Here is a 24,556-nt window from a genome sequence, read left to right as displayed (position 1 = left end):
TGCGCTCGTCAGGGTTGTGTTGTGCGTAGGTGTGTTCGCAGATGCAATCCACGCATGGCTATCAGTCCAAGCACTGGCCCAGGCAGCAACCACCAAATCACCCAAGGCCCTTGGCTTGCCCATAGGGCTGTCACTAACGCGATGGAGGGAATCGTGAGGCCAAAGCCAATCGCATTCATCATGGCCAGCGCCGCGCCCAGCCGCTCGGGCGGCGCGCTGGCGGAGGCCAGGGCAGAGAACTGGGCAGAGTCGGCAATCACGCTAACGCCCCATAGGGCAAGCAGCGCCAACAGCAGCCAGGGTGACAGGTCGCCTAGCAGCGGATAGATAAGGCACAGGGTGCCAGAGACCGCCAGTGCGATAAACGCGACCCGCGCGCTACCGATGCGTCGGCTCCACCAGCCGGCCCATACGCAGCCGGGAAGCCCCAAGGCGATGACCGCAAAGCTTAGCCACGGCTGCAGGCCCGGGGCTGCGCCTAAGCGTTCCAGCTCTCTGGCGACCAAAAAAGGCACCAGCGCCCAGAGGGCGTAAAGCTCCCAGCAGTGGCCGAAGTAGCCCAGCGCGGCGGCGCGGAAGTTCTTCTCTTTAAATGCGGCAAGCCCCGCCCAGGGTCGCCCGCCGTTGGCCCTGGCAGGCAGGTGTGGCCCAACGCCTAGCTTGAAAATCATCAGCGCTGCCAGAAGAGCAAGGGCAGAGGCCAACAGCAGTGGCCACTGCCAGGGAAGATGCAGGGTAAGCCCGCGCAGCAGGTGCGGCGAAGCAATGCCAAGGGTGAGCATGCCGACTAACCAGCCCAGGGCGGCGCCTGCATGGTTAGGTGTCCAGCTCACCACCAGCTTCATGCCCAGCGGATAAATGCCCGCCAGACAAAGCCCGACTAAAAAACGCGCCGCCGCCGCTAGGCTCACGCTTTCTGCCACGCCAATAAACGCTGCATTAATCAGCGCGCCGAGTACAGCGGACATCGCAAACAGGTGGCTGGCACGCACGCGGTCGGCCAAGCCAGTGGTCGCAATCAGCAGGGTGCCGGTAATAAACCCCGCCTGCACGGCGATGGTAAGCAGCCCCAGGTCGCTTTCACTTAGCCCCACGGCTTCTTGTAGTGCCAAGCCAACGCCATTAACGCTAAACCAGAGTGACGTGCCAAACAGTTGGGCGATAACGATGACCGCCAGCGGTGTGCGGGCTAACAGGGCATGAGAAAGCATGGGGTGTCTCATCCATTGAGTGGTTGTTTTACTACCCTAATTTATGCGGCACGACCTCATGCCCAAGCGCCTTGTAGCGCTGCCAGCAGGCGCGTTTAGCGACCAGCACATGTTGGTGTTGGTTGATGATCTCGGCAATCCGGGCGAAGTGCTCAATACCTTCGGGAATATCGGGGTGTAGGTTCAGCAGCGCCGTCTCTTCAGTGGGCACCGGTAGCTGCTGCCAGCCTAGTGTGATGGGCACACTGTCGGCTAGCTCGCTATCTTCCAGTGCATGGGGCAGGTAAGCATCATCGCGGAACTGCCACAGCGCTTCGTCGGCCTGTTCGGCCAGCGCTTTGTCTTCGCAGTGCAGGTGCAGTCGATACCCTTTGCGGTGAATCGTCTCGGCGAGCTTGCAGGCGAACTGTAAGCGCGCTTCTAGGGTGGTATCGGGCAGAATATAAAAATCGATGCGTGCCATCGGTGGCTCCAGCGGGGTCAACGCGCTTGGCAGCCTGGCCGCCACGGTGAGTGGCGGCCAGGTGTTGGGTAACGCTAGAGGGTCATACCAAGCGGGTCAGCCAGCCGTATTTATCGTCGCTGCGGCCATACTGAAGGTCGAGCAGTGTCTTGCGAATGCGCTTAGCCACTTCGTTATTGCCATCGCCCTGCAGGCGAATACGCTCGTTTTCCGTGACCAGCTCGCCAACCGGGGTAATCACGGCGGCCGTACCGCAGGCGAAGACCTCGGTAATCTCGCCGGAGGCGGCACCTTCGCGCCACTCGTCGATGCTGATCGCGCGCTCTTCGGGGGTGAGGCCCGCGTCTTTGGCCAGGGTCAGGACAGAGTTGCGGGTCACGCCTTCCAAGATGGTGTCGGTCAGGCGCGGTGTGACGATGCGGCCATCTTTGTAAACGAAGAACAGGTTCATGCCACCCAGCTCTTCGATCCACTTGTTTTCAGCAGCGTCCAGGAAGGCGACCTGGCTGCAACCGTTGGCAGCGGCTTCTTTTTGGGCGGCCAGCGAGGCGGCGTAGTTGCCACCGCACTTGGCAAAACCGGTGCCGCCAGGGGCCGCACGTTTGTAGTGGGAGGAGAGCCAGATAGAGACCGGCTCGATACCGCCTTTGAAGTAGGCCGCCGCCGGGGATGCAATCACGTAGTAGTCCACTTCGTGAGCCGGGCGCACGCCCAGAAATGCTTCCGAAGCGATCATGAACGGACGCAGGTAGAGGCTGCACTCGTCGGCTTCACTAGCCGGGGTGGGTACCCAGGCGTGGTCTTGGGCCAGCAGCGCTTTCAGCGAGCCGATGAAGTCTTCATCGGAAAGCTCGGGCAGCGCTAAACGGCGAGCGCTACGGCGAAAACGCTCGGCGTTTTTCTCTGGGCGGAAGGTCCAGATAGAGCCATCGGCATGGCGGTACGCCTTGATTCCCTCAAAAATTTCCTGGCCGTAGTGCAGCACGGAAGCGGCGGGGTCCAGGGTGAGCGGGCCGTAGGGGCGTACTTGGTGGCCGTGCCAATCGGCATCGACGGTCCAGCGCACGTGGGCCATATGGTCGGTGAAGTATTTACCAAATCCTGGGTTTTGCAGGATGTTGTCACGAATGTCATCGGCCGTCGGCTGGTTGGACGGCAAAATTTCAAAACGCGATTCAAGTTGAGCATCTGAAGCTGTGGGCACGGCGTGTTCTCTCCGCTAGAGCCAAGCCCCGAAGGGCATATATAAACGTATCGTTTGGGGTAGCGTGCGCCTGTTAACCGATGGCACACGCTAATGCTTTCAGGTTTAACGGTTGCGTTAACGAAAGGCAACCATTGTTGGTCTGTTTGTGTGGTTAGGCGTCGCCATTTTCGACTTGAGCGTCGGCTTCACGGTCGAGCAGGTATTGGGTCAGTAGACCCACCGGGCGGCCGGTGGCGCCTTTTTGTTTGCCCGAATGCCAAGCGGTGCCGGCAATATCCAGGTGCGCCCAGGGGAAGTGGTCGGCAAAGCGCGACAGGAAGCAGGCGGCGGTAATAGTGCCCGCCGGACGACCGCCAATGTTGGCCAAATCGGCAAAGTTGGAGTCCAGCTGCTCCTGGTACTCATCCCATAGCGGCAGGTGCCACGCGCGGTCCCAGGCGGTTTCACCGGCATCCAGCAGATCAAGCGCTAGGTCATCGTCGTTGGAGAGCAGGCCGGTGGCGTGGTGGCCAAGGGCAATAATGGCCGCGCCTGTCAACGTGGCGATATCGACCACGCTGGCCGGGGTAAAGCGCTCGGCATAGGTGAGCGCATCGCACAGCACCAAACGGCCTTCGGCATCGGTGTTGAGGACTTCAACCGTCAGGCCTTTGAGCGTTTTGATAATGTCGCCCGGCTTGGTGGCGGCGCCATCAGGCATGTTCTCGGCAGCGGCAACGATAAACACGGCGTTGAGCTTGGGTTTGATCGCCAGCACGGCTTTGACGGTACCGAAGACGCTGGCCGCGCCGCCCATATCAAACTTCATTTCATCCATGCCTTCGCCGGGCTTCAGTGAAATACCGCCGGTATCGAAGGTGATGCCTTTACCTACCAGTACATGGGGCGCTTCCTCTGGGTTTTCTGCACCCTGATACTTCATCACGATGAGCCGTGTTGGCTCGACGCTGCCACGGCCTACTGACAGCAGTGAATAAGCGCCCAGGGCCTCTAGCGCCGCTTCGTCTAGAATCTCAACATCGAGCGCGCCTTGAGAATCGCGACCTAATGCTTCTGCCTGCTCGGCTAAGTAGCGCGGCGTGCACACATTGCCCGGTAGGTTGCCGAGCGTGCGGGTGAAATTAATGCCCTGGCCAATGGCGGTGCCTAAAGCAGCCCCTTGCATGGCGAGGGGAGCATCGTTTGCATCGCTAACAATCAGCGTGAGCTTCGCCAAGCTGGGCGCTTTAGCGGGGGATGACTTGAATTGATCAAACCGGTAGATAGCGCGTTCGGCGGCTTCCAGCGTTTTACGTGCTTTCCAGACGGCGTCGCGGCCTTCAAGCGGCACATCGGTAAAGGTGGCGTTGGCTTCATCGATAGGCAGTTTGGTGAGCGCAACCATGGCTGCGTCCAGCGCTTTAATAAAGGCCGCTTCCTGACATTTGGCGCGTTCGCCCAAGCCTACCAATAGGATGCGATCAGCCCCTAGGCCCGGTGCGAAAGGCACCAATTGCGTGTTGCCCAGCGCGGCATCGAAGTCGCCGCGCTCCAGCAGTTGGCCGATTAACCGCTCGCTGGCGTCGTCTAATTTGGCGACAGAGGGCAGTAAGTCGCTACCTTTATAGACAGGGAGAACGAGGCAAGCCGTTTCGGCTTTGGCTGGGTTCGTGGTCTGAACGGAAAATTCCATGACGTCTCCAACAAGACAAGCAACGAGTGATTCGGGATAATGCCCCGTTATTTAGTGTTTGCTACCAGTTTGATTAGTGTACCCAAGCCATGGGCGCATTGCATGGCAACCTGCACCACTAGTCGGAGAGTGCATTGATTTTATTTCGGTACTTAACTCGCGAAGTGTTACTGACGATGTCCGCTGTGGCGGGCATCCTGCTGCTGGTGATTATGGGCAGCCGCTTTATCCGCTACTTTTCAGATGCCGCCGAGGGCGATTTTCCCGTCACGATTCTAGGCAGCCTGATGGTTTTTCATTTGCCTGGGTTTATGGAGCTGATCCTGCCGCTGTCGTTTTTTTTTAGGCATTTTGTTGGCCTATGGGCAGCTTTATATGAACAGCGAAATCACCGTGATGGTGGCCTGCGGTATGAGCCCCACTCGGCTTTTACGGGTAACCCTGCTGCCCGCAACAGTGGTCGCGGTATTGGTAGGGCTGTGTAGCCTGTGGCTAACCCCTGCCGGGGCGTTGCAAACTGAGGCCATATTAGAAGAGCAGCGCAGCCGTTTAGATGTCTCAGTGCTGGCGCCAGGGCGTTTCCAAGATTTTGGCGGCGGGCGCACAGCCTATATCACTGACTTCAATAGCGACGGCACGGAAATGCAGGAAGTGCTGGTGCACGAGCAGCCCATGGCGGGGGCAGAAAAAACGCATAGTTACATCACGCGCGCGGGGTCGGGCTATCAGGAAACGAACGTCGATACCGGCAGCCGTTTTCTCATTTTGGAAGACGGCGAGCGCTACGGCGTAACGCCCGGACGCCAGGATGCCGAGCGTTTGACCTTCGAGCGCTATACGCTGCGGCTGGGGCTAAGCCGTGACCGGCAAGAGTTAAACTCGCTTGAGTATGCGACCACCACTGAGCTGTGGAACGACCCAGACCCACGAGCGCAGGCGCAGTTTCAGTGGCGGGCAGGCTTGCCGGTAATGGTATTTATTTTGGCGCTATTGGCCCAGCCGCTCTCTCGGGTGAATCCGCGTCAAGGACGCTTTGGCAAGCTACTTCCTGCGGTATTTCTTTACGTCGCCTATTTAAGCCTGTTGCTGGCAGCGGTGGATGCTATTGGCGGCGGATCTCTAGCGGTTGCCGTGGGTGTGTGGCCCGTGCATGGCCTGTTCTTAGGGCTTGGATTGCTGCTGCTGTGGCACTCGCAACGTAAAGGAGTGCGCTAATGCTGATCGCTATGGATCAAATGGATCGCTATATCGCCCGCAACGTGCTGGCAGCTATTGTGGTGGTGCAGTTTGTACTGCTGGGGTTGGATATCACCATTGCCTACATTGGTGATTTAGGCGACACCCAAGGCGACTATAGCGCACTAGACGTGCTGCTCTATTTAGGCATGCGGTTGCCCTGGCGCTTTTATCAGTATGCTCCAGTGGCGGTGCTGATTGGGGCACTCATTGGCCTGGGCAGTATGGCTTCCAGCAATGAACTTACGGTGATGCGTGCTGCCGGGCGTTCGCTGGCGCGGATTGTGTGGGGCGTGATGAAGCCCGTGCTGCTGGTTGTTGTGGTCGTGCTGCTGGTGGCAGAGTTCGTCAGCCCACGAACCGAGCAGTACGCCGAAGCCTGGCGCTTAGAGCAGCGCCAAGGTGAGGGAGCCATGCTCACCACCCGCAGCGGCTGGCAGTTTGAAGGCGATAGCGTTTACCGCTTTGGTGCCATTCGGGCGGATAACGTGGTACTGGATTTAACCCGCTACCGCTTTGATGAGCGCCGCTTGATCGAAGCTACTCATGCTAATCGCGCCTACTGGGACGAGGGCGCCTGGCTGCTTGAAGGTGTGACCACCACGCGCATTTTTGATAATCGCACTGAGTCGGAGTACCAGCCCAGTGCGGCTTGGGAAACGGCGCTCACACCGACCCAACTGGAGCGTTTGCTGCGGGATATTGAAAGCCAAGCGCCTAGCGAGCTGTGGGCGTACGCCAACTTCCTCCAAAGCCAAAACCTGCAGGCAGACCAGCCGCTGCTCTACTTCTGGCAGAAAGTGCTCATGCCCCTCACCATGGGGTCACTGGTACTGATTGCCGCCTCGTTTGTGTTTGGTCCGCTGCGTTCGGTGGCGGCGGGCACGCGGGTCTTTTATGGCGTAGTGACCGGTCTGGTGTTCAAGTACGTGCAGGATTTGCTCGCCCCGGCGTCGACCATCTTTGGCTTTTCCCCAGTCTGGGCGGTGCTAGTGCCGACTCTTGCCTGTGCCGCGGTGGGGATCTATTTCTTGCGCCGAAATGGCTAAAGGCCGCGCAGACGCACATCAGGAGAATAGAGCAGTGACGACGCGACGTTTTACCCAGTTGGATGACGTTTGGCCCGCCGGCATAGGTCGCCGATTGGGCGCCATGCTGTACGACGGTTTTTTGGTGATGGCCATCTGGATCGCCGTCACCGTGGCTCACTTGGCCTTTTTCCGCTTCGTGCTGGGCCAAACGGCAGAAGAGATCGGTACCACGGCCTTCGATATCTGGAGCCTGCGGCTCATGCTGCTGTTTTTCGTGACGCTGTTCTTCGTCTACTCCTGGCGCCGGGGAGGGATGACGCTCGGCATGCAAGCCTGGCGGCTGCGCGTACAAACCCTGGATGGTCACGCGATTACCTTAAAGCAGAGCCTGATTCGCTGCGCGACGGCCTGGCTGTCCTTGGCGGCCTTCGGTATCGGCTATTGGTGGGTGCTGTTCGATGGGCAGCGTAGAAGCTGGCCAGACATCGCCTCCAAGACTGAAACCGTGGTGCTGCCGAAAAAATAATTTTCAGCAGCTGGAGAGAAAATATTTGTTCAGCCAGTAGGTTAGCGAAAACTTTAGTTGCCTTAAGGCGAATCGATACTAAAGAACAACGTTTTTTACTTGAAAAGATGTATGCGAATCATTTACATTCACCTCATGATTTTTATGAGGTGTTGCCATGTACGTATGTGTGTGCAAGGGAGTAACCGACCACCAGATTCGCCAACAGGTTAGCGACGGAGCGCGCAGCTGGCGAGAAGTACGCGAAGCCACTGGCTGCGGCACTCAGTGCGGCAAGTGCGCTTGCTTTGCCAAGTCGCTCACCCGTGAGGCCGTTCAAGCTGCTCGCTTAGAGTCTGATATGAGTCTTGCTTACGCCGTATGACGCGAATCACTCTTGTTAGGCTTATCGTTAGCAAATAATTGATTTATTTGAAATTTTTTCTTTCCTGTCTATGCTCCCAACATCGTTGGGAGTAAGCCTTTTAATGGCCTATACTCCTTAGTTAATGTAATGGTACCTTTGAAAAACAGTACGCTTCAGTACTGTCCGATAATACTTGTACGCTAAAAAAAAGGTGATGGCATGAAAGGTGATCCGAAGGTTATTCAGCATCTCAATATCGCACTGGGCAACGAGCTAGTCGCTATCAACCAGTACTTCCTGCATGCCAAGATGTACAAAGACTGGGGCCTGAAAGTGCTGGCTAAGTGGGAGTACGATGAGTCCATTGAAGAGATGCAGCACGCTGACAAGCTGATCGAGCGCATCCTGTTCCTGGAAGGCATCCCCAACCTGCAAGACCTCGGCAAGCTGCACATCGGTGAAAACGTCAAAGAGATGCTCGAGTGTGATTTGAAGATCGAGCATGACGGCCGCAACGACTACATCGAAGCCATTACCTACTGCGAAAGCGTGAAAGATTACGTGACGCGCGATCTGCTGCGTGACCTGCTGGCCGATGAAGAGGGTCATATCGACCACATCGAAACGCAGCTAAAACTGATCGAGCAAGTGGGTATCCAGAACTATCTGCAAAAACATATGGCACTGGCCACTGACGAAGAATAAGACTTCGTCCGCTGGCAGTAGGCGATTAAGCGCCGAGCGCTAGCTAATACAAAACGGGCAGCCCCTTGGGGCTGCCCGTTTTGCATTTCAATGCAAAGTGTTGACCTGATATTTACCGACTGCTAGTGGCCAGCGTAGCGTCTTGATCCAGCGCACCAGGCACCGGCTCATCCACGCTAAAGGTGGCGCGGCTCAGGCGACGTACCCGCTTCATGAACAGCGCGATGCACACCAGCGTACCGCACGCGGCAACCACGTAGCTGACCTGCAGCGGCAGGTTAAAGCCAATCGGCGCATAGGCGAGGTAGGTGAAGGTCGCCATGGTCATAAATACCGCCGGAATCGAAGTGATCAGGTAAGGCTTACGCGATAGCACCAGATACATCGTGCCGGTCCAGAGCGCAATCACGGCGGTGGTTTGGTTGGCCCAGGAGAAGTAGCGCCACAGCAGCGTGAAGTCCATATGGGTGAGCGCGTAAGACGCCACAAACAGCGGCAGCGCAATCAGGATACGCTTAACGATAGGCTTCTGCTCTACTTTCAAATAGTCGGCAATAATCATCCGAGCGCTGCGGAAGGCGGTATCGCCGGAGGTGATCGGCAGCACAATGACACCCAGCACGGCCAGGGTGCCACCAACGGCGCCCAGCATGGTGGTAGAGACTTCGCCCACAACAGCGGCAGGGCCGCCTGCTGCCAATACATCGGAAAGCGACTGTTCACCTTGGAACAGGCTCATGGCTGCCGCTGCCCAAATCATGGCAATCACGCCTTCGGCGATCATCATGCCGTAGAAGATTTTGCGGCCGCTGGTTTCGTTTTCAGTAGTGCGCGAAATGATTGGCGTCTGTGTGGCGTGGAAGCCGGAAAGCGCACCGCAGGAGATGGTTAAGAACAGCAGCGGGAAGATAGGCGCGTTATCCGGGTGCATGTTCTGGAATGACAGCTCAGGTATAGGCGCGCCCGTCACGACCAAGCCAATACCAATGCCTGCGGCACTAAACAACAGAAGCGCGCCGAAGTAGGGGTAAATACGCCCAATCACTTTATCAATCGGCAGCAGCGTGGCAGTCAGGTAGTAGGCAAAAATCGCCAGGATGATAAGCGTCAGCGACAGCGATGTCATGTTAGCGAGCAGGGCCGCCGGAGAGGTCACGAACACGGTGCCGACCAATAGCAGCAGCAAAATCGCAAAGCCATTCACCACGTGCTTCATCGTTTTGCCCAGGAATTTGCCCGCCAACTGGGGCAGGTGAGCGCCGTGGTTACGGATGGAGATCATGCCAGTTAGGTAGTCGTGAACCGCGCCTGCAAAAATACAGCCAATCACGATCCACACAAACGCCACCGGACCATAGAGAGCACCCAAAATAGGGCCGAAAATCGGGCCTACCCCAGCAATGTTCAGCAGCTGAATGAGCGAGTTGCGCGTGGTATTCATCGGTACATAGTCGATGTCGTCGCGCATACTGAACGCCGGTGTTTGACGCTTACGATCGGCGACAAACACGCGCTCGACGAACTTGCCGTAGGTAAAGTAACCCACGACTAATAGCACTATCGAGAAAATGAACGTAATCATAGAAAGCACTCAACTGGTCAGGGAGGGTGTCAAGCGAACAGCCATGCAGCAAGCCGCGCTTATTTAGCCTGGGTGAATGTACAGAGACGTACCGGTTAGTGCTTTACGACTTTAGTGGTCTGCGACTTTAGTGGCTGATTAACAAAGAAAAACGGGCAACCGTTTGGCTGCCCGAAGTGAAAATGCCATCAAATTGAGGGTTAAGAGGAGACAACGCCGCAAGCCATGCGGGCGCCGCCGCCGCCCAGGTGGGGTTCATCCGCGTAAGTGTCGCCACCAGCATGAATCATCAGGCTGCGGCCCGGCATGTCTTCCATGCTAAGGCGCGGAGCCAGTACCGGTAGGTTGGCTTCGCCATCGTCATTCGCCGTCAGCACGGGCAGGTCGCCCAAGTGGCCGTCACCGTAGGGGCCTTGGTGGGTGCCCGCCTCTTCTGGGTCGTAGTGGCCGCCAGCTGACAGCGCGGCGGTCATTTCGCCGCTGTCGTTCTCAGCGGGCTCACAGCTGGCATTTTGATGGACGTGAAAGCCGTAAACCCCCGGCTCTAAACCGGTGAGCGAAGGGGTGAGCAGCACGCCATGCTCGGTATGCTCAACGGCCACTGTGCCGATGGACTCCTCCACACCGTCGGCGCTGACCTTATGTATTTCAACATTAAGCGGTTCATTGGCCTGTACCGTGGTGGCCAGCAGCACACCCGCCGCGATACCGGTAAGGGGTAGTGAATAGCGCATAATAATTGCTCCTTTCCTTTTCCGTGGAAGCCCTCACAAAGGGCACTCTTTAACAGTAGTTGGCCTACCGCTACTCTGCCAATGGCGACGAAATCTCCGCCTAGCGTGCTGGCAACGGATGACATGAGCGCGCCAAGCCGCGACAATAGCTTGGCTATTCCGCACCTCTATTTTATGCGCCTGTGTACGCCCCTGTTTCTGTTTCATGTCCAAATGCTCTGCCTATGTATCAAGGAGTTCCATGCCGCCACTTAACATCCTCTATCAGGATGAGCACCTCGTTGCCGTGCATAAGCCTTCGGGACTGCTGGTGCACCGCTCCGCCCTGGCGCGGGGAGAAACCGAATTTCTGCTCCAGCGCCTGCGCGACCAACTCGGCAAGCGGGTCTACCCGGTGCACCGGCTGGATCGGCCTACCTCCGGCGTGATGGTGTTTGGGCTCTCCTCCGAGGCCGCCGCCCTGCTCAGCGAGGGCTTTAGCGAACGCCAGGTAGAGAAGCGCTACCTAGCGGTGGTGCGCGGCAAAGCGCCGGAGCAGGAGCGGTTGGATTACCCGTTACGGGAGGAGGACGGCACGCGCCCCAAGGCAGAAATGCCCGCCATGCCCGCGATGACCGATATTCGCCGCTTGGATAGCGTAGAGCTGCCGGTGCAGGTAGACCGCTATCCCGTCGCGCGCTACTCGCTGGTGGAAGCACGGCCGCTGACCGGGCGACGGCACCAAATTCGCCGCCACTTATCCCGCCGTGGCTACCCGATCATTGGCGACGCCAAGCACGGCAAAAGTATCCACAACCGCTTTTTTGCCGAGCAGCTGGCCGCACCGAGGCTACTCTTGGCCGCGACCTATTTAGCGTTTGATCACCCGCTGCTGGATAAACGCATTCAGCTCAGCTGCGCCGTGGATGAGACGATGAAAAACCTGTTCGAGCAGTTTGGCTGGCAGGGGCATTTACCGCTAGATAGCGTGCGAACGCCGCCCATTGCCACGCCTTCTGCCCTGCAAGCACTGTGAGCCTGCCCATGTCATTGAATGAATCCACGACTTCCTCTAGCGATTATGACTTCCGCTTTGGCGGTATTCGGCGCCTTTACGGCCAGCGTGCGGCGCAGGCATTTCGCCGTGCCCATGTGGTGGTGGTCGGGGTTGGCGGCGTGGGTAGCTGGGCGGTCGAGGCACTCGCCCGCTCGGGCATCGGCAAACTTACGCTGATTGATCTGGACGACGTGTGCGTCTCCAACGTCAACCGCCAACTCCACGCGCTGGATGGCACGATTGGCCAGCCCAAAGTAGACGTGCTGGCCGAGCGCTGCCGCCTGATTGCTCCCGAGATCGAGATCATCGCGGATACCGCTTTCGTCACGCCCACCAACCTAGCCGAGCGCATTCCTGAGGATGCCGACCATGTGGTGGATGCCATTGATAGCGTCATCGCCAAAGCGGCGCTAATCGCCTGGTGCAAGCGACGCAAAATCCCGATTACCGTCACCGGCGCAGCGGGCGGACAAACCGACCCCACGCGCATTCAAGTGGCGGACTTGACCCGCACCGAGCACGACCCGCTGCTCTCCAAAGTGCGCTCAAGATTGCGCCGGGATTACGGCTTCTCCCGCAACCCTAAACGGCGTTTCTCGGTGGAGTGTGTCTACTCCGACGAGCAGTTGATCTACCCCAGTGCCGACGGCGAAGTGTGCCTGCAAAAGCCCGGCAGCAACGAGGCTACACGGCTGGACTGCGCTTCAGGCTTTGGCGCCGCGACGTTTCTCACCGGCACCTTTGGCTTCGTGGCCGCCTCCAAAGTGCTGGAGCGCCTCGCCAAAAAAGCGAATCAGCCCGCCGCCGCACAAGCCATCTAAGAGGAAAACGAATGACTCCCGTTCCCGGTATTTACCGCCACTACAAAGGCAGCCTGTACGAAGTGATGGGCACCGCCCAGCACAGCGAAAGCGAAGAGCCGCTGGTGGTCTACCGCGCGCTCTACGGCGACTACGGCCTCTGGGTGCGCCCGCTAGCGATGTTCACGGAGAGCGTGACGAAAGAGGGGATCACCCAGCCGCGCTTTGCGTTGGAGAAGGCGTTTTAGCCCGTATCGATTGCGCCACTAGTACTCTTATGGATTGCCGCCCCCTGTTGTCAGGGAGGCGGCATTTTTGTGGTGGTGATTGCTTATATTTCATAATCAGCTATCTTTATAACAATAATTGGCGCGTAGGCGTCAAGCATACATACTCACGTATCTAGGAGATAAGCATGAAGACCTTTGCCCTATCTCAAAGCACCGGTGCGGGGTCACCCGACGTAGCGGGCTTTTTTGATCCGCGCACCTTTAGCGTTCAGTACATCGTCAGCGACCCCGCTACCAAACAGTGCGCGATTATTGACCCGGTGCTGGATTTCGACGAGAAATCCGGCGCAACGGCCACCTTTTGCGCTGACGCGCTGTTGAAATATATCGAGGAAGAGGGACTGACAGTGGCGTGGATTCTGGATACGCACCCCCACGCGGACCACTTTTCAGCAGCCCAGTACCTAAAAGAGAAAACTGGCGCACCGACGGCGATTGGCCAGTACGTCACGCAAGTGCAGGCCCTGTGGAAGGAGATTTATCACTGGCCAGAGATGCCCACCGATGGCCGCCAGTGGGACACGCTGTTTGTGGAGGGCGATACGTTTGCCATTGGAGAACTCAGCGCCCGCGTGCTGCACTCGCCTGGCCATACGCTGGCCTCCATCACCTACGTCATCGGTGATGCCGCCTTTGTGCATGACACCCTTTTCCAGCCTGATTTTGGGACGGCGCGCGCCGATTTTCCCGGTGGGGATGCCAAGTCCCTATGGAACTCCATCCAGCAGATTCTCGCACTACCGGGCAATACGCGGCTGTTCACCGGCCACGACTATATGCCCGATGGCCGTGAGCCAAAGTGGCAGAGCAGCGTCGATGAGCAGCGAGCCAACAACCCGCACTTGGTTGGCAAAAGCGAGGAGGCGTACATCGCCCTGCGCCACCAGCGGGATGGCGAGCTGCCCATGCCCAAGCTGATTTTGCACGCGCTGCAGGTGAATACTCGCGGCGGCCGTTTGCCGGAACCAGAAGCCAACGGCAAGCGCTATCTAAAAATCCCCCTGGATGCCCTGGAAGGTGCGGCCTGGGATTGATGTTATCCAAACCAATAGGAGGTGTGGTCATGCAAACGAAGCCATTGGAGCCAGGCGTTGAGATCACCTCAGCGCTGGCGGTGGATGAGTTGGAAGAGGTAAAAGCCCGTGGTTTTCACGCGGTGGTGTGTAACCGCATCGAGGGTGAGAGCGAGGACTTTCCCGACGAGGCGCGCTACCGCGAAAAGGCCGAGCAGCTTGGGCTTGCCTGGGTGCATATCGCCGTGAAGCCAGGCGAGTACAGCGAAGCTGACATTCGCGCCTTTGCTGAAGCGCTCCAGCAGTTGCCGCGCCCGCTATTGGCATTTTGCCGCTCAGGTAAGCGGGCCACGCACCTGTGGGCCTACGCCAAGCGTCAGCACGAGCAGTGCGATTTGGCGGAGCTGTTTGCGGCGGCCCATGCGGCAGGGGTTGACTTGGAAGATCAGCGCCATGGCCTTGAACGAAGCGCCCAATAAAAAGCGAAGACGCGTGAAACCCTAGTACGAAGGCCCCGTATCAGCAGATACCTATTATGAGACTGCATCATGATCATTGAGCGCTGGGTGCCGCTAATCGGCTGGCTGCGAACGTATCATCGGGGCTTGCTCACGCGGGATGTACTTGCCGCGGTGATCGTCACGCTGATGCTGGTGCCGCAAGCGCTGGCCTACGCCATGCTGGCAGGGTTGCCGCCGGAAATGGGGCTCTATGCCAGCATGCTGCCGCTGGTGCTGTACGCCGTCTTTGGCACCAGCGCGAGTTTGGCAGTAGGGCCGGTGGCGGTGGCAGCACTCATGACGGCCTCAGCGCTGAGCAGTTTTGCCGCGCCGGGCAGCCCGGAGTATATCGGTGCGGCGCTGGTGCTGGCCGCGCTCTCTGGGCTGATTCTTATCGCCATGGGCGTGCTTCGGCTGGGCTTTTTAGTCAACTTTCTCAGCCATCCGGTGATCTCCGGGTTTGTGACCGCCTCGGGGATTTTGATCGCGATCAGCCAGTTGAAGCACATTTTTGGGGTCGAAGCATCCGGCCATAACGTGGTGGAACTGCTGAGAGCGCTATTGGATCAGTGGCAGCAGGTGAATGTCATCACGCTGCTGATTGGCCTTGGCGTTTGGGCGTATCTATGGGTGTGTCGCAAGCGCCTGAATGGTTGGCTGACCAAGCTGGGAATGCCTGCCAGTTGGGCAGGGTTAATGGTCAAAGCCGCGCCTATTTCGGCCGTGGTAGTGACCACGCTGTTGGCCTGGGGCTTCCAACTAGAGCAGCGCGGGGTCGATTTGGTGGGCTTTGTGCCTAGTGGCCTGCCTGCCATTACGCTGCCGAGTCTGGATCAATCGCTGTGGCTCGGCCTGCTTCCAGCGGCGCTGCTTATCAGCTTGGTAGGGTTTGTAGAGTCGGTGTCCGTGGCGCAGACCCTGGCCGCCAAGCGTCGTCAGCGTATCGACCCCAACCAAGAGCTGATTGCGCTCGGCATGGCGAATCTTGGCGCTGGCATTAGCGGCGGCTCGCCGGTGTCGGGCGGTTTTTCGCGCTCGGTGGTCAATTTTGAAGCCGGGGCAGCAACGCCGCTGGCGGGGGCGTTTACCGCGCTTGGGATTGTGTTGGCCACGCTGCTACTCACCGACTTACTGGCCTTTTTACCCACCGCCACGCTGGCCGCCACGATTATCGTGGCAGTGGGGACGTTGATTGATTTGCCTGCGGTAAAGCGAACCTGGCAATACTCCAGCAGCGATGGGGTGGCGATGGTCGCTACTTTGCTGCTGACCCTTCTGCACAGCGTGGAAGTGGGCATTATCAGCGGGGTGGTGCTCTCGCTGGGGCTACACCTTTACCGCACCAGCCAGCCCCATAGTGCGGTGGTAGGGCGGGTGCCGGGCACCGAGCATTTTCGTAACGTGAAGCGCCATCAGGTCGAAACCGACGAGCATGTCGCCATGCTGCGCATCGATGAAAGCCTCTATTTTGCCAACGCCCGCTATCTTGAAGATACCGTCATGGCGCTGGCCGCCCGCTCGCCGTCGATCAAGCACATTGTGCTCACCTGTCAGGCAGTGAATGTCATCGATGCTTCGGCCCTGGAGAGCCTGGAGGCGATCAACGGTCGGCTGAAAGACGCCGGTGCCATGCTCCACTTGGCCGAGGTGAAAGGGCCGGTGATGGATCGCCTAACGCACACGGCGTTCTACCACGAGCTCACCGGCCAAGTGTTCTTTACCACCTATGACGCTTGGCAAGCGTTGGCGCATCCGGCCAGTGCTGGGGTGGTGTCGGTGTGACGTGGTTTTGTCACTCCCAGGCTGGGAATGGATCGGGCAGTTGCTGCCATACCTTCATACCTTCCAAAAGCTCCGCCTCGCTGAGCAGGCAGCTGTCCAGTGCTTCACGCATTCTGGCCTCATCTAGGTTTTGGCCGATAAACACCAGCTCCTGGCACATATCGCCAAACGGCTCCTGCCACTTCTCCATAATGAATTGGCGATACTCTGGGTCCTCTGGCCAGTCGGCTTTAGGAATGGCTTTCCAGAACACCCCGGCGGGGCCGTGATGGGCAATGCCACCTGCCTGGCTCCACTGGCCCGCATAGCGAGGGCGGGTGGCCAGCCAGAAGAAACCTTTGGAGCGCAGCAGGCCTTTGCCAAACCATTCGGCGTTTAACAGGTCGTGAAACTTTTGAGGGTGAAAAGGGCGGCGAGCGTGGTAGGCGAAGCTGCCAATACCGTACTCTTCGGTTTCGGGGATGTGTTCGCCACGTAGCTCTTTCAGCCAGCCGGGCGCTTGCTGCGCGTGTTCAAAGTTGAACTTGCCTGTATTCAGCACTTTTTCTAGCGGCACGCCACCTTGGGTGATGGGCACGATGTCTGCGTCGGGATTGAGCGAGCGTAGAATCGCTTTCAAAGCGTCCAGCTCTTTCTCAGTGATCAGGTCGGTCTTGCTGATCAGTAGGACATTGCAAAACTCAATTTGGTCGACCAACAGGTCTGCGACGTTACGTTCGTCCTCTTCGCCCAGGCTCTCTCCGACCTCTTCAAGGCTTTGCGCTTGCTGGTATTGGGCGAGGAAGTTAGCCCCGTCCACCACCGTCACGAGGGTGTCTAGCCGGGCAACGTGGGAAAGGCTTTGACCACTCTCATCTTCAAAGGTGAAGGTTTCGGCGACAGGCAGCGGTTCAGAAATACCGGTCGACTCGATCACCAGGTAATCAAACTTACCTTCACGGGCCAGTTGGCTGACCTCGACCAACAGATCTTCACGCAGGGTGCAGCAGATGCAGCCATTGCTCATTTCGACCAAGCGCTCGTCTGCGCGGTTGAGCGCAACATTACTGTCGAGTGTTGACTCGCCTGGGCCGCCGCGTACCAGGGCACCATCGATATTGACGTCGCTCATGTCATTGACGATCACCGCCACCCGGAGGCCTTCACGGTTCGCCAGGATATGGTTGAGCACGGTGGTTTTGCCGGCACCTAAAAAGCCGGAAAGCACGGTCACGGGTAAGGGAGAAAGCAACGACATTGCCAAGACCTTTCATAGTATATGTTATGTGATAATATAACATTATTGGGGCGCTGAAAATGGTCTTCGCCTCTCTGTTCCTTCCTAGTGAGTAAGATAAGAGAGAGTGGGACAATAAGACAGTGGCGTTAACGTTTGTACTGGGTAGGGCAGTAGCCTCTCATCACATCGGGCGAGCGAAGCGACTGATGTTTGGTAGTGCGGCCCGTGACCCGCTTGCGCCATAGGCGGAATGAGCCTGGGGTCATCTGGTAGCGCATGACCTCGATCACATCGGGTTCCCCTAAACCAAATAGCCGTTCGATCGCTTCAAAAGGCGTGCGATCTTCCCAGGCCATTTCGATGACGCGAGACTGTTCGTCCTCTGGCAGGCGACGAAAGCGCTTTACGGCGGCTTTGGGCATGGCGCGTCCTCATCATTGACGTTTTCGAATAGAGAGCAGGCAAACCCCAGTGCCCCACGGGTTGTGCAACGTAAGCTATACACATTAATTTTATTGCATAGGTTTTTGCAAGCGATGAGCAATAAAACAGCGCTATTTGACGGCGAGCAGGGCACGAAACAGACCGTTCATGAGTACCGGCTCGTCTCGCTGAATACGAAAGCCAGCATGTTGGATCATGGGGCTGGCTTGACGCGTGATATCGGTCGCAATGATCGAAGTGAATACGTTCAACGTGCGGCGCCCCCACCCGGCAGGTTGGGTGTCGGGTTGGAATTTATCCATGACGCACAGTTGTCCGCCGGGTTTCAGTACGCGATAGGCCTCTGCCAAACCCTGCTCAGGGCGAGGCATGACCGCCAAAATCAGGTGCATGATGACGACATCGAAGTGTTCATCAGGATAGACGAGTTGGGTGGCGTCCATGACATGACAAGCCACATCACGCTGATAGTGCTCGGCCCTGGCGCTGGCGCGCCGGACCATCGCAGGGGTGAGATCGGTCAGGTGTATTTCTAACTCGTGGGGCAAAAAGGGGAGGTCCAGCCCCGTCCCTGCTCCCACCAAGAGAACGCGCATACCGGGTTCCCAGTCCACTTGGCTGAGCGCGACACGTCTTGGTCTGCGCAACGCGGGCGCTACGAGCGCATCGTAGAGAGGCGCGTAGGCGCTGTAGCGAAGACGATTCCAGGAAGTCGTGTTCAGCATAGGGCCTCGCAAGGTGGGAGTGAGCTGGGCGCCAGGACGGCGTCGAGTGTTGGGGCTGCCATGCTGAATGCAGCGCTCACTACCTATAGCACGAACCGTAGAGAAGCACCAAAGGTGCTGGCAACCCCGCCAGTCGCGTTGGGGGGAGCGGATACGTTAGGCAGTGATAGCTCAAAAGAGTCGGGATAGTCGTGTTGGTTACTCTTCGGTGGAGGAATCTTGTCGAAAACGCGTGGCCAAGCTTTCTATGAGTTCTAGCATCAAACGGGCTTATGGGGCTGCTGTCTCAGCAGCCCTTTTTTAAGAAGGTAAACAGTGTCGTCAATGCATCCATTCTCATATATAAGATAAACGGCGATGCTAGGCTGGCCCCTGTAGTGTTTGCGAAGGGCACTCACCAAACTGCTGCTTATAGTCGTGGGTGAATTGCCCTAAGTGCCAAAATCCCCAATACGTCGCAATCTCGGTCACTGTTTGTGGCGGTTCAGCTGCGCGCAGGGCGCGCCGCACTCGGTTAAGGCGCGTCAGCCTCAAAAACTGCAATGGGCTAATGCCTAAAATCGTCGTAAAGCTATATTGCAGCGTGCGTCGGCTCACATGGGTCAGTTCACACAGCGCGTTCATGGTGATGGGGGTGTCTACATGCGCGTCGACGTACTGCTTGACTCGGTCGACCACGGCTTTGCGATGCGCGTAGCTGGGAGGCAGCTCGCCACAGGGCTGTTGGGCATCTAATAGCTCCAGCAGGCCGGTTAAAAGAATATCCTGATGTAGCTTTTCAGCAATGGCTCCCTGCTGTTGGCCTAACAGCCGCTCCAAAAGAAACAGTAGGGCGCGCAGCGTGGCAGGGTTCACATGCCGGCGGGGCGCGGTCATCCACTGCTCATCCAGCGTGATGCCCTGGCGTTCGGCAGCGGCATGTAGTGCTGGCAGACGTATCACCAGCCCGTAAATATCGAAGGCTTCCGGGGTCACCAATTCAAAATCGCGCCCGCCGGGGCGGCACATCACTTGCTGCGCGTCGAGTGGCTGCCCATTGATACGCGAGCCCGCTGGTCGGGTTGGAATGCCCAGCCATAAGGAGTCCTCCCACACCCGGCAATCCTGACGCAGCGCTTGGCCGGTGTGCTCTTTGAACACCTGGATGGCAGGCAACGCAATTTCATCCAGCCGCCCATAAAACCGCCCAGGCGTGAGCTGATCATACTGCTGCTGCCAGCGGGTGAGGTTTTGCGCATGCTCATCGGCGTCAAACGCTTCTTGAATGCACTTTTTTGGTGCGCTTTGGGTAGGCGTCAAGGTCATTACCAGCTCCTGACAGCGTGAATCAACCGCGTCCACGCCTTGTTGTCGTTATTAACCAGCTGTTTCTTATTGGTTTTTATAGCCTTGGTGTGTTTTGCCAAAACTCGATACTCCCCGTTAAGTGATAGCGCTATTGTGAGAACAAGCAAGTTTTGTTCCTCAGCGCGCATACCGCGCCTTGAGTATCGAACAGGTAAGAGAAGGGAAGGCCCATGGCGCAGACCTATCACACCACGGTGGGGAGCCGCCGCTATCGCTTTAGCGGGCTCGCCGAACTGATGGCCAAAGCCACGCCGCCGCGCTCGGGCGACCGCCTTGCCGGGGTGATGGCAGAATCGGCAGAAGAGCGGGTCGTCGCCCAAATGGTGCTGGCGGAGCTGCCGCTTACCACCTTTTTGAACGAGGCGCTGATCCCCTACGAGCAGGACGAAATCACCCGTCTGATTATCGACGACCACGATGCAGAGGCGTTTGCGCCGCTGAAGCACCTGACCGTAGGCGATTTTCGCAACTGGCTGCTTTCGGACCACGCCACCAGAGAAGCGCTGGCCGCTGCCCGGCCCGGCATTACGCCGGAAATGGCCGCGGCGGTGAGTAAGCTGATGCGCAACCAGGACCTCATGCTGGTGGCGAAGAAATGCCACGTGACCACGGCATTTCGCAACACCATTGGGCTGCCGGGACGGCTTTCGACCCGCTTACAGCCCAATCACCCCACCGATGACGTCACCGGCATCGCAGCGAGTATTCTCGATGGTCTGCTGTATGGCAGCGGCGATGCGGTGATTGGTATCAACCCGGCTACCGATAACGTCGCCCAGAGCATCAAGCTGATGCGGCTGATGGACGACGTGATCCAGAAATACGAGATCCCTACGCAATCCTGCGTGCTGACCCACGTGACCAATACGTTAGAAGCCATTGAACAGGGCGCACCGGTGGATCTGGTGTTTCAGTCCATTGGCGGCACCGAAGCCACCAACCGCAGCTTTGGGTTCGATTTGAGCACCCTGGCGGAAGCCGAAGCCGCTGCACAAACGTTGAACCGAGGCACTGTGGGTCGCAACGTGATGTATTTTGAAACCGGCCAAGGCAGCTCGCTCTCCGCCGACGCCCACCACGGGCTGGATCAGCAAACCTGCGAAGCCCGGGCCTACGCCGTGGCACGCAAGTTCAATCCGCTGCTGGTCAACACGGTGGTCGGGTTTATCGGTCCCGAGTACCTCTACGACGGTAAAGAGATCACCCGCGCCGGCCTTGAGGATCACTTCTGCGGCAAGCTCTTAGGTGTGCCGATGGGGTGCGACGTGTGCTACACCAACCACGCCAACGCCGATCAAAACGATATGGACAACCTGCTGACGCTGTTGGGTGTGGCGGGCTGCAACTTCGTGATGGGCATCCCCGGCTCTGACGACATCATGCTCAATTATCAAACCACGTCGTTTCACGATGCGCTCTATGCCCGCCGGGTGCTGGGGCTAAAAGCCGCGCCAGAGTTCGAGCAGTGGCTGGCCAAGATGCAGATCTTCCAAGATGTGAGCACCCATCGTCTTAACGACCAGCTGCCCGCCGCCTTTGCCAACAGCCTGCGCCACTTGCCGAAGGGGAGCGACTAAGATGCCTAAGCAACCCACGCAGGAAACCACTGCGCCGATCGTCATTGAGAACCCCTGGGAGCGCCTGCGCGCCTTTACCGACGCGCGCATTGGTTTGGGGCGCGCGGGGGTGAGCCTGCCCACCAAACAGCTGCTCGCGTTTCAGCTCGCCCATGCCCAGGCCCAAGATGCGGTTCACTGCCCGCTGGAGTGTGAGGTGCTCGCCGATGAGCTGACCCAGGCGCTTGGCTTGAGCACCGCACCGCTTGCGGTACACAGCCGTGCAGAGGACCGTGCGATGTACCTGCAGCGGCCCGACTACGGCAGACGCCTCAACGAGGCATCCCGAGAGGCGCTGCAGCAGGCGGCAGAGAGCGGCCAACGGTTCGATCTGGCGGTGGTGATCGTCGATGGCCTCTCGGCGCTGGCGGTGCAGCAGAACAGCGCCCCGTTTCTTACCGCGCTGTATGACGCATTCGGGCGCGACAAGAACGAATGGCAGCTCGCACCGCTGACACTGGTGGAACAAGGGCGCGTGGCGATTGGCGACGAAGTAGGCGCGCTGCTCAACGCAGATGCGGTGCTCGTCATGGTTGGCGAGCGTCCTGGCCTTAGCTCCCCAGATAGTTTGGGGCTGTACATGACCTGGGCCCCCGAAGTGGGTTTAAAAGATGACCGGCGTAACTGTATCTCCAACTTGCGGCCAGCCGGGCTTGCGTATGAAGAGGCGGCCCGGCGCTTGTTGCTGCTGTTAACCGAGGCGCGGGAGCGCAAGCTCTCCGGCGTGAAGCTAAAAGACCGCAGCGAAGACAGCGTCTTGGAGGGCAGCAGCGGTTCAACTCGGAATTTCCTTGTGGCTGATTGACGATCACCACGCGCTAAACGCGGACGACACTTTCAATAACAACGCTGACGACACTTTCAATAACAACGCTGACGACATTTTCAATAACACCGCTGACGGCTCTCCCAATAACAAGACGGAACCAGGATCACAGCACGCCGCTGACACCCATTGCGTTCCACACTGAAAAGGGCAAAACGATGACACAACCAACGGTTGATCAGGCGTATCTGGCCAAGCGCCAGCTGCGTAAAGGTACGGCAGGCTGGATGCTGCTCGCGGGCCTTGGGGTTTCCTACGTGATTTCCGGTGACTTTGCGGGCTGGAACTTTGGCATTGCCGAAGCGGGCTGGGGCGGCTTTGCGATTGCCGCTTGTTTGATGGCGCTAATGTACCTAGCGCTAGTGCTGGCGCTGGCAGAAATGTCCGCCGCTATTCCCGCGGCAGGGGGCGGCTACAGCTTTGCCCGCCAAGCCATGGGGCCTGCGGGCGGCTATTTGACTGGGCTTGCGGTATTGATTGAGTACGCGCTTGCCCCGGCGGCCATCGTGATTTTTATTGGCTCGGCGGTGGAAGCATTATTAGGCGTTAACGGGCCGCTGGTGTATCTGCTGTTTTATGCGGTGTTTATTGGCATTCACCTGGCGGGTGTGGGGGAAGCGCTAAAAGTGATGATGGTGATTAGCGGTTTGGCGGTCTTTGCCATTTTGGCCACCGCCGTGGCGCTGATCGGCGATTTCGATTCGGCCAACCTGTTTGATATTGCACCCACCGATGCGGCGGGGGCGAGCACCTTCATGCCATTCGGTTGGTACGGTATTTGGGCGGCGCTGCCTTTTGGCATGTGGCTGTTCCTGGCGGTAGAGGGCGTGCCGCTGGCGGCCGAAGAGGCGAAAGATCCCGCCCGGGATATGCCCAAAGGCATCATTGGTGCGATGCTGTTCTTGCTCTTCACCGCCCTGCTCGTAGTCGTGCTGCTGGCCGGTGCGGCGGGCGCTGAGATGATTGGCCAAAGCGGCGTGCCGCTGGTAGATGCGCTGAATGCGGCGGGTAATCCCACGCTGGCGACCCTGGTCAACGTGCTGGGCTTAGCGGGTTTGATCGCGTCGTTCTTCTCGATTATTTATGGCTATAGCCGCCTGGTATTCGCGCTCTCTCGGGCGGGTTATTTACCCAAACCGCTATCGCTCACCAGCGAGCGCAAAGTGCCTTACTTAGCGCTGATTGTGCCCGGTATTTTGGGCTTTCTTGCATCGCTGAGCGGGGAAGGCGATCTGATGTTAGGCATGGCCGTTGTGGGGGCGACTATCTCTTATGCGCTGATGGCGCTTAGCCATATTCTGCTGCGCGTGAAACAGCCCGACCTGCCGCGCCCCTATAAAACGCCGGGAGGCGTGGTGACCTCAGGCATCGCGTTGGTGCTCTCGCTCGTCGCGTTGACCGGTGTCTACGCGTTTGACCCTCGCGCGTTCAACTACACCATCGTGCTGTTCATTGCTGGAGCGGCTTACTACTTCCTCTACAGCAAAAATCATTTAGTCGCGAAAACCGCAGAAGAGGAGTTCGCGCTGGTCACCGCAGCACCTGAGGATCTCGACCCTGTCGCACCGAAGGCCGCTTCCGCGAAATTGTAATCACCACAGCAGATCGCCTAGTCTGAACCACGGCAGTGCGCCTCTGGGCTTTCGCTCAGAGGCGTTGTTATTGGCAGGCAAGGAGGAGCTTGAAGGATGTTGAACTTTACCGAATCGAACATGGCCGAGTCAGAACAGCGGCGCTGGTACGCCGTGGACGATGGCGTGATGGGCGGCGTGTCCCAAAGCGGCTTTCGCGTGGACGCTGGCGCTGGCTGCTTTGGTGGCGAGGTATCGCTGGAAAACGGCGGCGGTTTTGCCTCAGTGCGCCGTGAACCCAACGGCTTTGAACCGACCCTGGCTCATGGCCAAGGAATTGTGCTTCGTGTGCGTGGCGATGGTCGCACCTATCAGCTAAGGCTCAAAAGCAGCGCGCTGGACGAAGCAAGCGCTTACCGCGTGGCCTTCACGCCTAAAGCTCACCAGTGGGAAACGCATCAATTCACCTGGGCGCAGTTTAAGGCGGTGCGACGGGGCACGCTGCTTTTCAGCGCGCCGCCTCTCGACCCACATACTATTCACCAGCTCGGTTTCTTGATTGCCGACCGCACTGCCGGGCCGTTTCGCCTGGAGGTCGCCTCCATTGCGTCGCACTCACAGGGCTGACACTGACAGGACTAAGGTCGTCTCGTATGTAGTGTGCCGTTCACGGA

27 protein-coding genes are annotated in these 24,556 nt (G+C 58.3%); 17 read left to right on the top strand and 10 right to left on the bottom strand.

Annotated elements, in window-relative coordinates; translation table 11 throughout:
* Positions 1–8 precede the first annotated feature (8 nt).
* The 4 genes from A3220_RS03765 to A3220_RS03750 all read right to left on the bottom strand — a co-directional run bounded on the left by A3220_RS03765 (position 9) and on the right by A3220_RS03750 (position 4,553).
* Positions 9–1,211 (bottom strand): MFS transporter, encoded by a 1,203-nt coding sequence (locus tag A3220_RS03765; RefSeq protein WP_062359974.1) that lies wholly within the window; start codon positions 1,209–1,211, stop codon positions 9–11.
* Between the two features lie 31 nt (positions 1,212–1,242).
* Positions 1,243–1,674: a DNA polymerase III subunit chi gene (locus tag A3220_RS03760; protein ID WP_044630655.1), complete on the bottom strand. Its 432-nt coding sequence runs from the start codon at positions 1,672–1,674 to the stop codon at positions 1,243–1,245.
* 82 nt (positions 1,675–1,756) lie between these two features.
* Complete coding sequence (locus A3220_RS03755; RefSeq protein ID WP_058579670.1) at positions 1,757–2,878, bottom strand: branched-chain amino acid aminotransferase; 1,122 nt, start codon at positions 2,876–2,878, stop codon at positions 1,757–1,759.
* A gap of 154 nt (positions 2,879–3,032) precedes the next feature.
* Positions 3,033–4,553, bottom strand: a complete 1,521-nt coding sequence (locus A3220_RS03750; RefSeq protein WP_062373264.1) for a leucyl aminopeptidase — start codon at positions 4,551–4,553, stop codon at positions 3,033–3,035.
* Positions 4,554–4,729: 176 nt separating this feature from the next.
* Between A3220_RS03750 and A3220_RS18255 the strand changes: the two genes are divergently transcribed.
* From A3220_RS18255 to bfr, 6 genes are all read left to right on the top strand, one after another.
* Positions 4,730–5,038, top strand: a complete 309-nt coding sequence (locus A3220_RS18255; RefSeq protein ID WP_354702720.1) for a hypothetical protein — start codon at positions 4,730–4,732, stop codon at positions 5,036–5,038.
* Complete coding sequence (lptF, locus tag A3220_RS03745; protein WP_354702718.1) at positions 4,929–5,768, top strand: LPS export ABC transporter permease LptF; 840 nt, start codon at positions 4,929–4,931, stop codon at positions 5,766–5,768. The genes A3220_RS18255 and lptF overlap by 110 nt, the downstream gene beginning before the upstream one ends.
* A gap of 5 nt (positions 5,769–5,773) precedes the next feature.
* Entirely contained in the window at positions 5,774–6,838 is a 1,065-nt protein-coding gene (gene lptG / locus A3220_RS03740) for an LPS export ABC transporter permease LptG (RefSeq protein WP_128082400.1), read from the top strand.
* 34 nt (positions 6,839–6,872) lie between these two features.
* Entirely contained in the window at positions 6,873–7,346 is a 474-nt protein-coding gene (locus tag A3220_RS03735; RefSeq protein WP_228168624.1) for an RDD family protein, read from the top strand.
* A 157-nt stretch (positions 7,347–7,503) separates the two neighbouring features.
* A complete protein-coding gene (locus tag A3220_RS03730; protein ID WP_044630650.1) occupies positions 7,504–7,710 on the top strand; it encodes a bacterioferritin-associated ferredoxin in 207 nt (68 codons plus the stop codon).
* A 201-nt stretch (positions 7,711–7,911) separates the two neighbouring features.
* Positions 7,912–8,397, top strand: coding sequence for a bacterioferritin (gene bfr / locus A3220_RS03725; protein ID WP_044630649.1), 486 nt, complete (start codon positions 7,912–7,914; stop codon positions 8,395–8,397).
* Positions 8,398–8,509: 112 nt separating this feature from the next.
* On the opposite strand, the gene A3220_RS03720 is transcribed toward bfr, so the two are convergent.
* Together A3220_RS03720 and sodC are read right to left on the bottom strand one after the other, a co-directional pair.
* Positions 8,510–9,979, bottom strand: a complete 1,470-nt coding sequence (locus A3220_RS03720) for a carbon starvation protein A (RefSeq protein ID WP_062373261.1) — start codon at positions 9,977–9,979, stop codon at positions 8,510–8,512.
* Between the two features lie 200 nt (positions 9,980–10,179).
* Positions 10,180–10,713, bottom strand: a complete 534-nt coding sequence (gene sodC, locus A3220_RS03715) for a superoxide dismutase family protein (RefSeq protein WP_062373259.1) — start codon at positions 10,711–10,713, stop codon at positions 10,180–10,182.
* An 81-nt stretch (positions 10,714–10,794) separates the two neighbouring features.
* On the opposite strand from sodC, the gene A3220_RS17405 reads away from it, so the two are divergent.
* From A3220_RS17405 to sulP, 7 genes are all read left to right on the top strand, one after another.
* Positions 10,795–10,968, top strand: coding sequence for a hypothetical protein (locus A3220_RS17405; RefSeq protein WP_164834377.1), 174 nt, complete (start codon positions 10,795–10,797; stop codon positions 10,966–10,968).
* Positions 10,955–11,728: a pseudouridine synthase gene (locus A3220_RS03710; RefSeq protein ID WP_054640792.1), complete on the top strand. Its 774-nt coding sequence runs from the start codon at positions 10,955–10,957 to the stop codon at positions 11,726–11,728. The genes A3220_RS17405 and A3220_RS03710 overlap by 14 nt, the downstream gene beginning before the upstream one ends.
* A gap of 8 nt (positions 11,729–11,736) precedes the next feature.
* Positions 11,737–12,570 carry a tRNA cyclic N6-threonylcarbamoyladenosine(37) synthase TcdA gene (tcdA, locus tag A3220_RS03705; RefSeq protein ID WP_062373256.1) on the top strand — a complete coding sequence of 278 codons (834 nt, stop codon included), beginning with the start codon at positions 11,737–11,739 and terminating at the stop codon, positions 12,568–12,570.
* Between the two features lie 11 nt (positions 12,571–12,581).
* Positions 12,582–12,797 (top strand): DUF1653 domain-containing protein, encoded by a 216-nt coding sequence (locus A3220_RS03700; protein WP_062373253.1) that lies wholly within the window; start codon positions 12,582–12,584, stop codon positions 12,795–12,797.
* A gap of 167 nt (positions 12,798–12,964) precedes the next feature.
* A complete protein-coding gene (locus tag A3220_RS03695) occupies positions 12,965–13,873 on the top strand; it encodes an MBL fold metallo-hydrolase (protein WP_062373251.1) in 909 nt (302 codons plus the stop codon).
* A 29-nt stretch (positions 13,874–13,902) separates the two neighbouring features.
* Positions 13,903–14,331 carry a TIGR01244 family sulfur transferase gene (locus tag A3220_RS03690; RefSeq protein WP_062359959.1) on the top strand — a complete coding sequence of 143 codons (429 nt, stop codon included), beginning with the start codon at positions 13,903–13,905 and terminating at the stop codon, positions 14,329–14,331.
* Between the two features lie 69 nt (positions 14,332–14,400).
* Entirely contained in the window at positions 14,401–16,134 is a 1,734-nt protein-coding gene (gene sulP / locus A3220_RS03685; protein WP_062373248.1) for a sulfate permease, read from the top strand.
* A 10-nt stretch (positions 16,135–16,144) separates the two neighbouring features.
* Here the strand turns inward: sulP and zigA are convergent, their stop codons facing one another.
* From zigA to A3220_RS03665, 4 genes are all read right to left on the bottom strand, one after another.
* Positions 16,145–17,371: a zinc metallochaperone GTPase ZigA gene (zigA, locus tag A3220_RS03680; RefSeq protein WP_062373244.1), complete on the bottom strand. Its 1,227-nt coding sequence runs from the start codon at positions 17,369–17,371 to the stop codon at positions 16,145–16,147.
* A gap of 128 nt (positions 17,372–17,499) precedes the next feature.
* Positions 17,500–17,775, bottom strand: a complete 276-nt coding sequence (locus A3220_RS03675; RefSeq protein ID WP_044630516.1) for a TIGR03643 family protein — start codon at positions 17,773–17,775, stop codon at positions 17,500–17,502.
* Positions 17,776–17,907: 132 nt separating this feature from the next.
* Positions 17,908–18,522, bottom strand: coding sequence for a class I SAM-dependent methyltransferase (locus A3220_RS03670; protein WP_054640790.1), 615 nt, complete (start codon positions 18,520–18,522; stop codon positions 17,908–17,910).
* A gap of 360 nt (positions 18,523–18,882) precedes the next feature.
* Entirely contained in the window at positions 18,883–19,827 is a 945-nt protein-coding gene (locus A3220_RS03665) for a helix-turn-helix domain-containing protein (protein ID WP_062359952.1), read from the bottom strand.
* Positions 19,828–20,039: 212 nt separating this feature from the next.
* Here A3220_RS03665 and A3220_RS03660 point away from each other — a divergent pair, with 212 nt between their 5' ends.
* From A3220_RS03660 to A3220_RS03645, 4 genes are all read left to right on the top strand, one after another.
* Entirely contained in the window at positions 20,040–21,446 is a 1,407-nt protein-coding gene (locus A3220_RS03660) for an ethanolamine ammonia-lyase subunit EutB (RefSeq protein WP_062373241.1), read from the top strand.
* Position 21,447: 1 nt separating this feature from the next.
* Positions 21,448–22,290, top strand: a complete 843-nt coding sequence (gene eutC, locus A3220_RS03655) for an ethanolamine ammonia-lyase subunit EutC (RefSeq protein ID WP_054640789.1) — start codon at positions 21,448–21,450, stop codon at positions 22,288–22,290.
* A 179-nt stretch (positions 22,291–22,469) separates the two neighbouring features.
* Positions 22,470–23,903: an ethanolamine permease gene (eat, locus tag A3220_RS03650; protein ID WP_044630510.1), complete on the top strand. Its 1,434-nt coding sequence runs from the start codon at positions 22,470–22,472 to the stop codon at positions 23,901–23,903.
* A gap of 96 nt (positions 23,904–23,999) precedes the next feature.
* The gene (locus A3220_RS03645) at positions 24,000–24,509 is read left to right on the top strand and encodes a CIA30 family protein (protein WP_062373239.1); all 510 of its coding nucleotides are present in this window, start codon (positions 24,000–24,002) and stop codon (positions 24,507–24,509) included.
* The last annotated feature ends 47 nt before the right edge of the window (positions 24,510–24,556 follow it).

It is taken from the genome of Halomonas sp. KX33721 (assembly GCF_001596805.1).
Lineage (GTDB): Bacteria > Pseudomonadota > Gammaproteobacteria > Pseudomonadales > Halomonadaceae > Vreelandella > Vreelandella aquamarina.
The sequence above is the reverse complement of the archived record's forward strand: the minus strand, read 5'-3'. Positions and strand labels throughout refer to the sequence as shown.

Coding starts and splice junctions, on each gene's coding strand:
- sodC (WP_062373259.1), bottom strand. CDS start 10,713: ATGCGCTATTCACTACCCCTTACCGGTATCGCGGCGGGTGTGCTGCTG.
- A3220_RS03700 (WP_062373253.1), top strand. CDS start 12,582: ATGACTCCCGTTCCCGGTATTTACCGCCACTACAAAGGCAGCCTGTAC.
- A3220_RS03660 (WP_062373241.1), top strand. CDS start 20,040: ATGGCGCAGACCTATCACACCACGGTGGGGAGCCGCCGCTATCGCTTT.
- A3220_RS03765 (WP_062359974.1), bottom strand. CDS start 1,211: ATGCTTTCTCATGCCCTGTTAGCCCGCACACCGCTGGCGGTCATCGTT.
- lptF (WP_354702718.1), top strand. CDS start 4,929: ATGAACAGCGAAATCACCGTGATGGTGGCCTGCGGTATGAGCCCCACT.
- eutC (WP_054640789.1), top strand. CDS start 21,448: ATGCCTAAGCAACCCACGCAGGAAACCACTGCGCCGATCGTCATTGAG.
- A3220_RS03720 (WP_062373261.1), bottom strand. CDS start 9,979: ATGATTACGTTCATTTTCTCGATAGTGCTATTAGTCGTGGGTTACTTT.
- tcdA (WP_062373256.1), top strand. CDS start 11,737: ATGTCATTGAATGAATCCACGACTTCCTCTAGCGATTATGACTTCCGC.
- A3220_RS18255 (WP_354702720.1), top strand. CDS start 4,730: ATGTCCGCTGTGGCGGGCATCCTGCTGCTGGTGATTATGGGCAGCCGC.
- A3220_RS03695 (WP_062373251.1), top strand. CDS start 12,965: ATGAAGACCTTTGCCCTATCTCAAAGCACCGGTGCGGGGTCACCCGAC.
- bfr (WP_044630649.1), top strand. CDS start 7,912: ATGAAAGGTGATCCGAAGGTTATTCAGCATCTCAATATCGCACTGGGC.
- A3220_RS03690 (WP_062359959.1), top strand. CDS start 13,903: ATGCAAACGAAGCCATTGGAGCCAGGCGTTGAGATCACCTCAGCGCTG.
- A3220_RS03670 (WP_054640790.1), bottom strand. CDS start 18,522: ATGCTGAACACGACTTCCTGGAATCGTCTTCGCTACAGCGCCTACGCG.
- A3220_RS17405 (WP_164834377.1), top strand. CDS start 10,795: ATGGCGACGAAATCTCCGCCTAGCGTGCTGGCAACGGATGACATGAGC.
- A3220_RS03750 (WP_062373264.1), bottom strand. CDS start 4,553: ATGGAATTTTCCGTTCAGACCACGAACCCAGCCAAAGCCGAAACGGCT.
- zigA (WP_062373244.1), bottom strand. CDS start 17,371: ATGTCGTTGCTTTCTCCCTTACCCGTGACCGTGCTTTCCGGCTTTTTA.
- A3220_RS03730 (WP_044630650.1), top strand. CDS start 7,504: ATGTACGTATGTGTGTGCAAGGGAGTAACCGACCACCAGATTCGCCAA.
- A3220_RS03645 (WP_062373239.1), top strand. CDS start 24,000: ATGTTGAACTTTACCGAATCGAACATGGCCGAGTCAGAACAGCGGCGC.
- A3220_RS03760 (WP_044630655.1), bottom strand. CDS start 1,674: ATGGCACGCATCGATTTTTATATTCTGCCCGATACCACCCTAGAAGCG.
- A3220_RS03665 (WP_062359952.1), bottom strand. CDS start 19,827: ATGACCTTGACGCCTACCCAAAGCGCACCAAAAAAGTGCATTCAAGAA.
- sulP (WP_062373248.1), top strand. CDS start 14,401: ATGATCATTGAGCGCTGGGTGCCGCTAATCGGCTGGCTGCGAACGTAT.
- A3220_RS03675 (WP_044630516.1), bottom strand. CDS start 17,775: ATGCCCAAAGCCGCCGTAAAGCGCTTTCGTCGCCTGCCAGAGGACGAA.
- eat (WP_044630510.1), top strand. CDS start 22,470: ATGACACAACCAACGGTTGATCAGGCGTATCTGGCCAAGCGCCAGCTG.
- A3220_RS03710 (WP_054640792.1), top strand. CDS start 10,955: ATGCCGCCACTTAACATCCTCTATCAGGATGAGCACCTCGTTGCCGTG.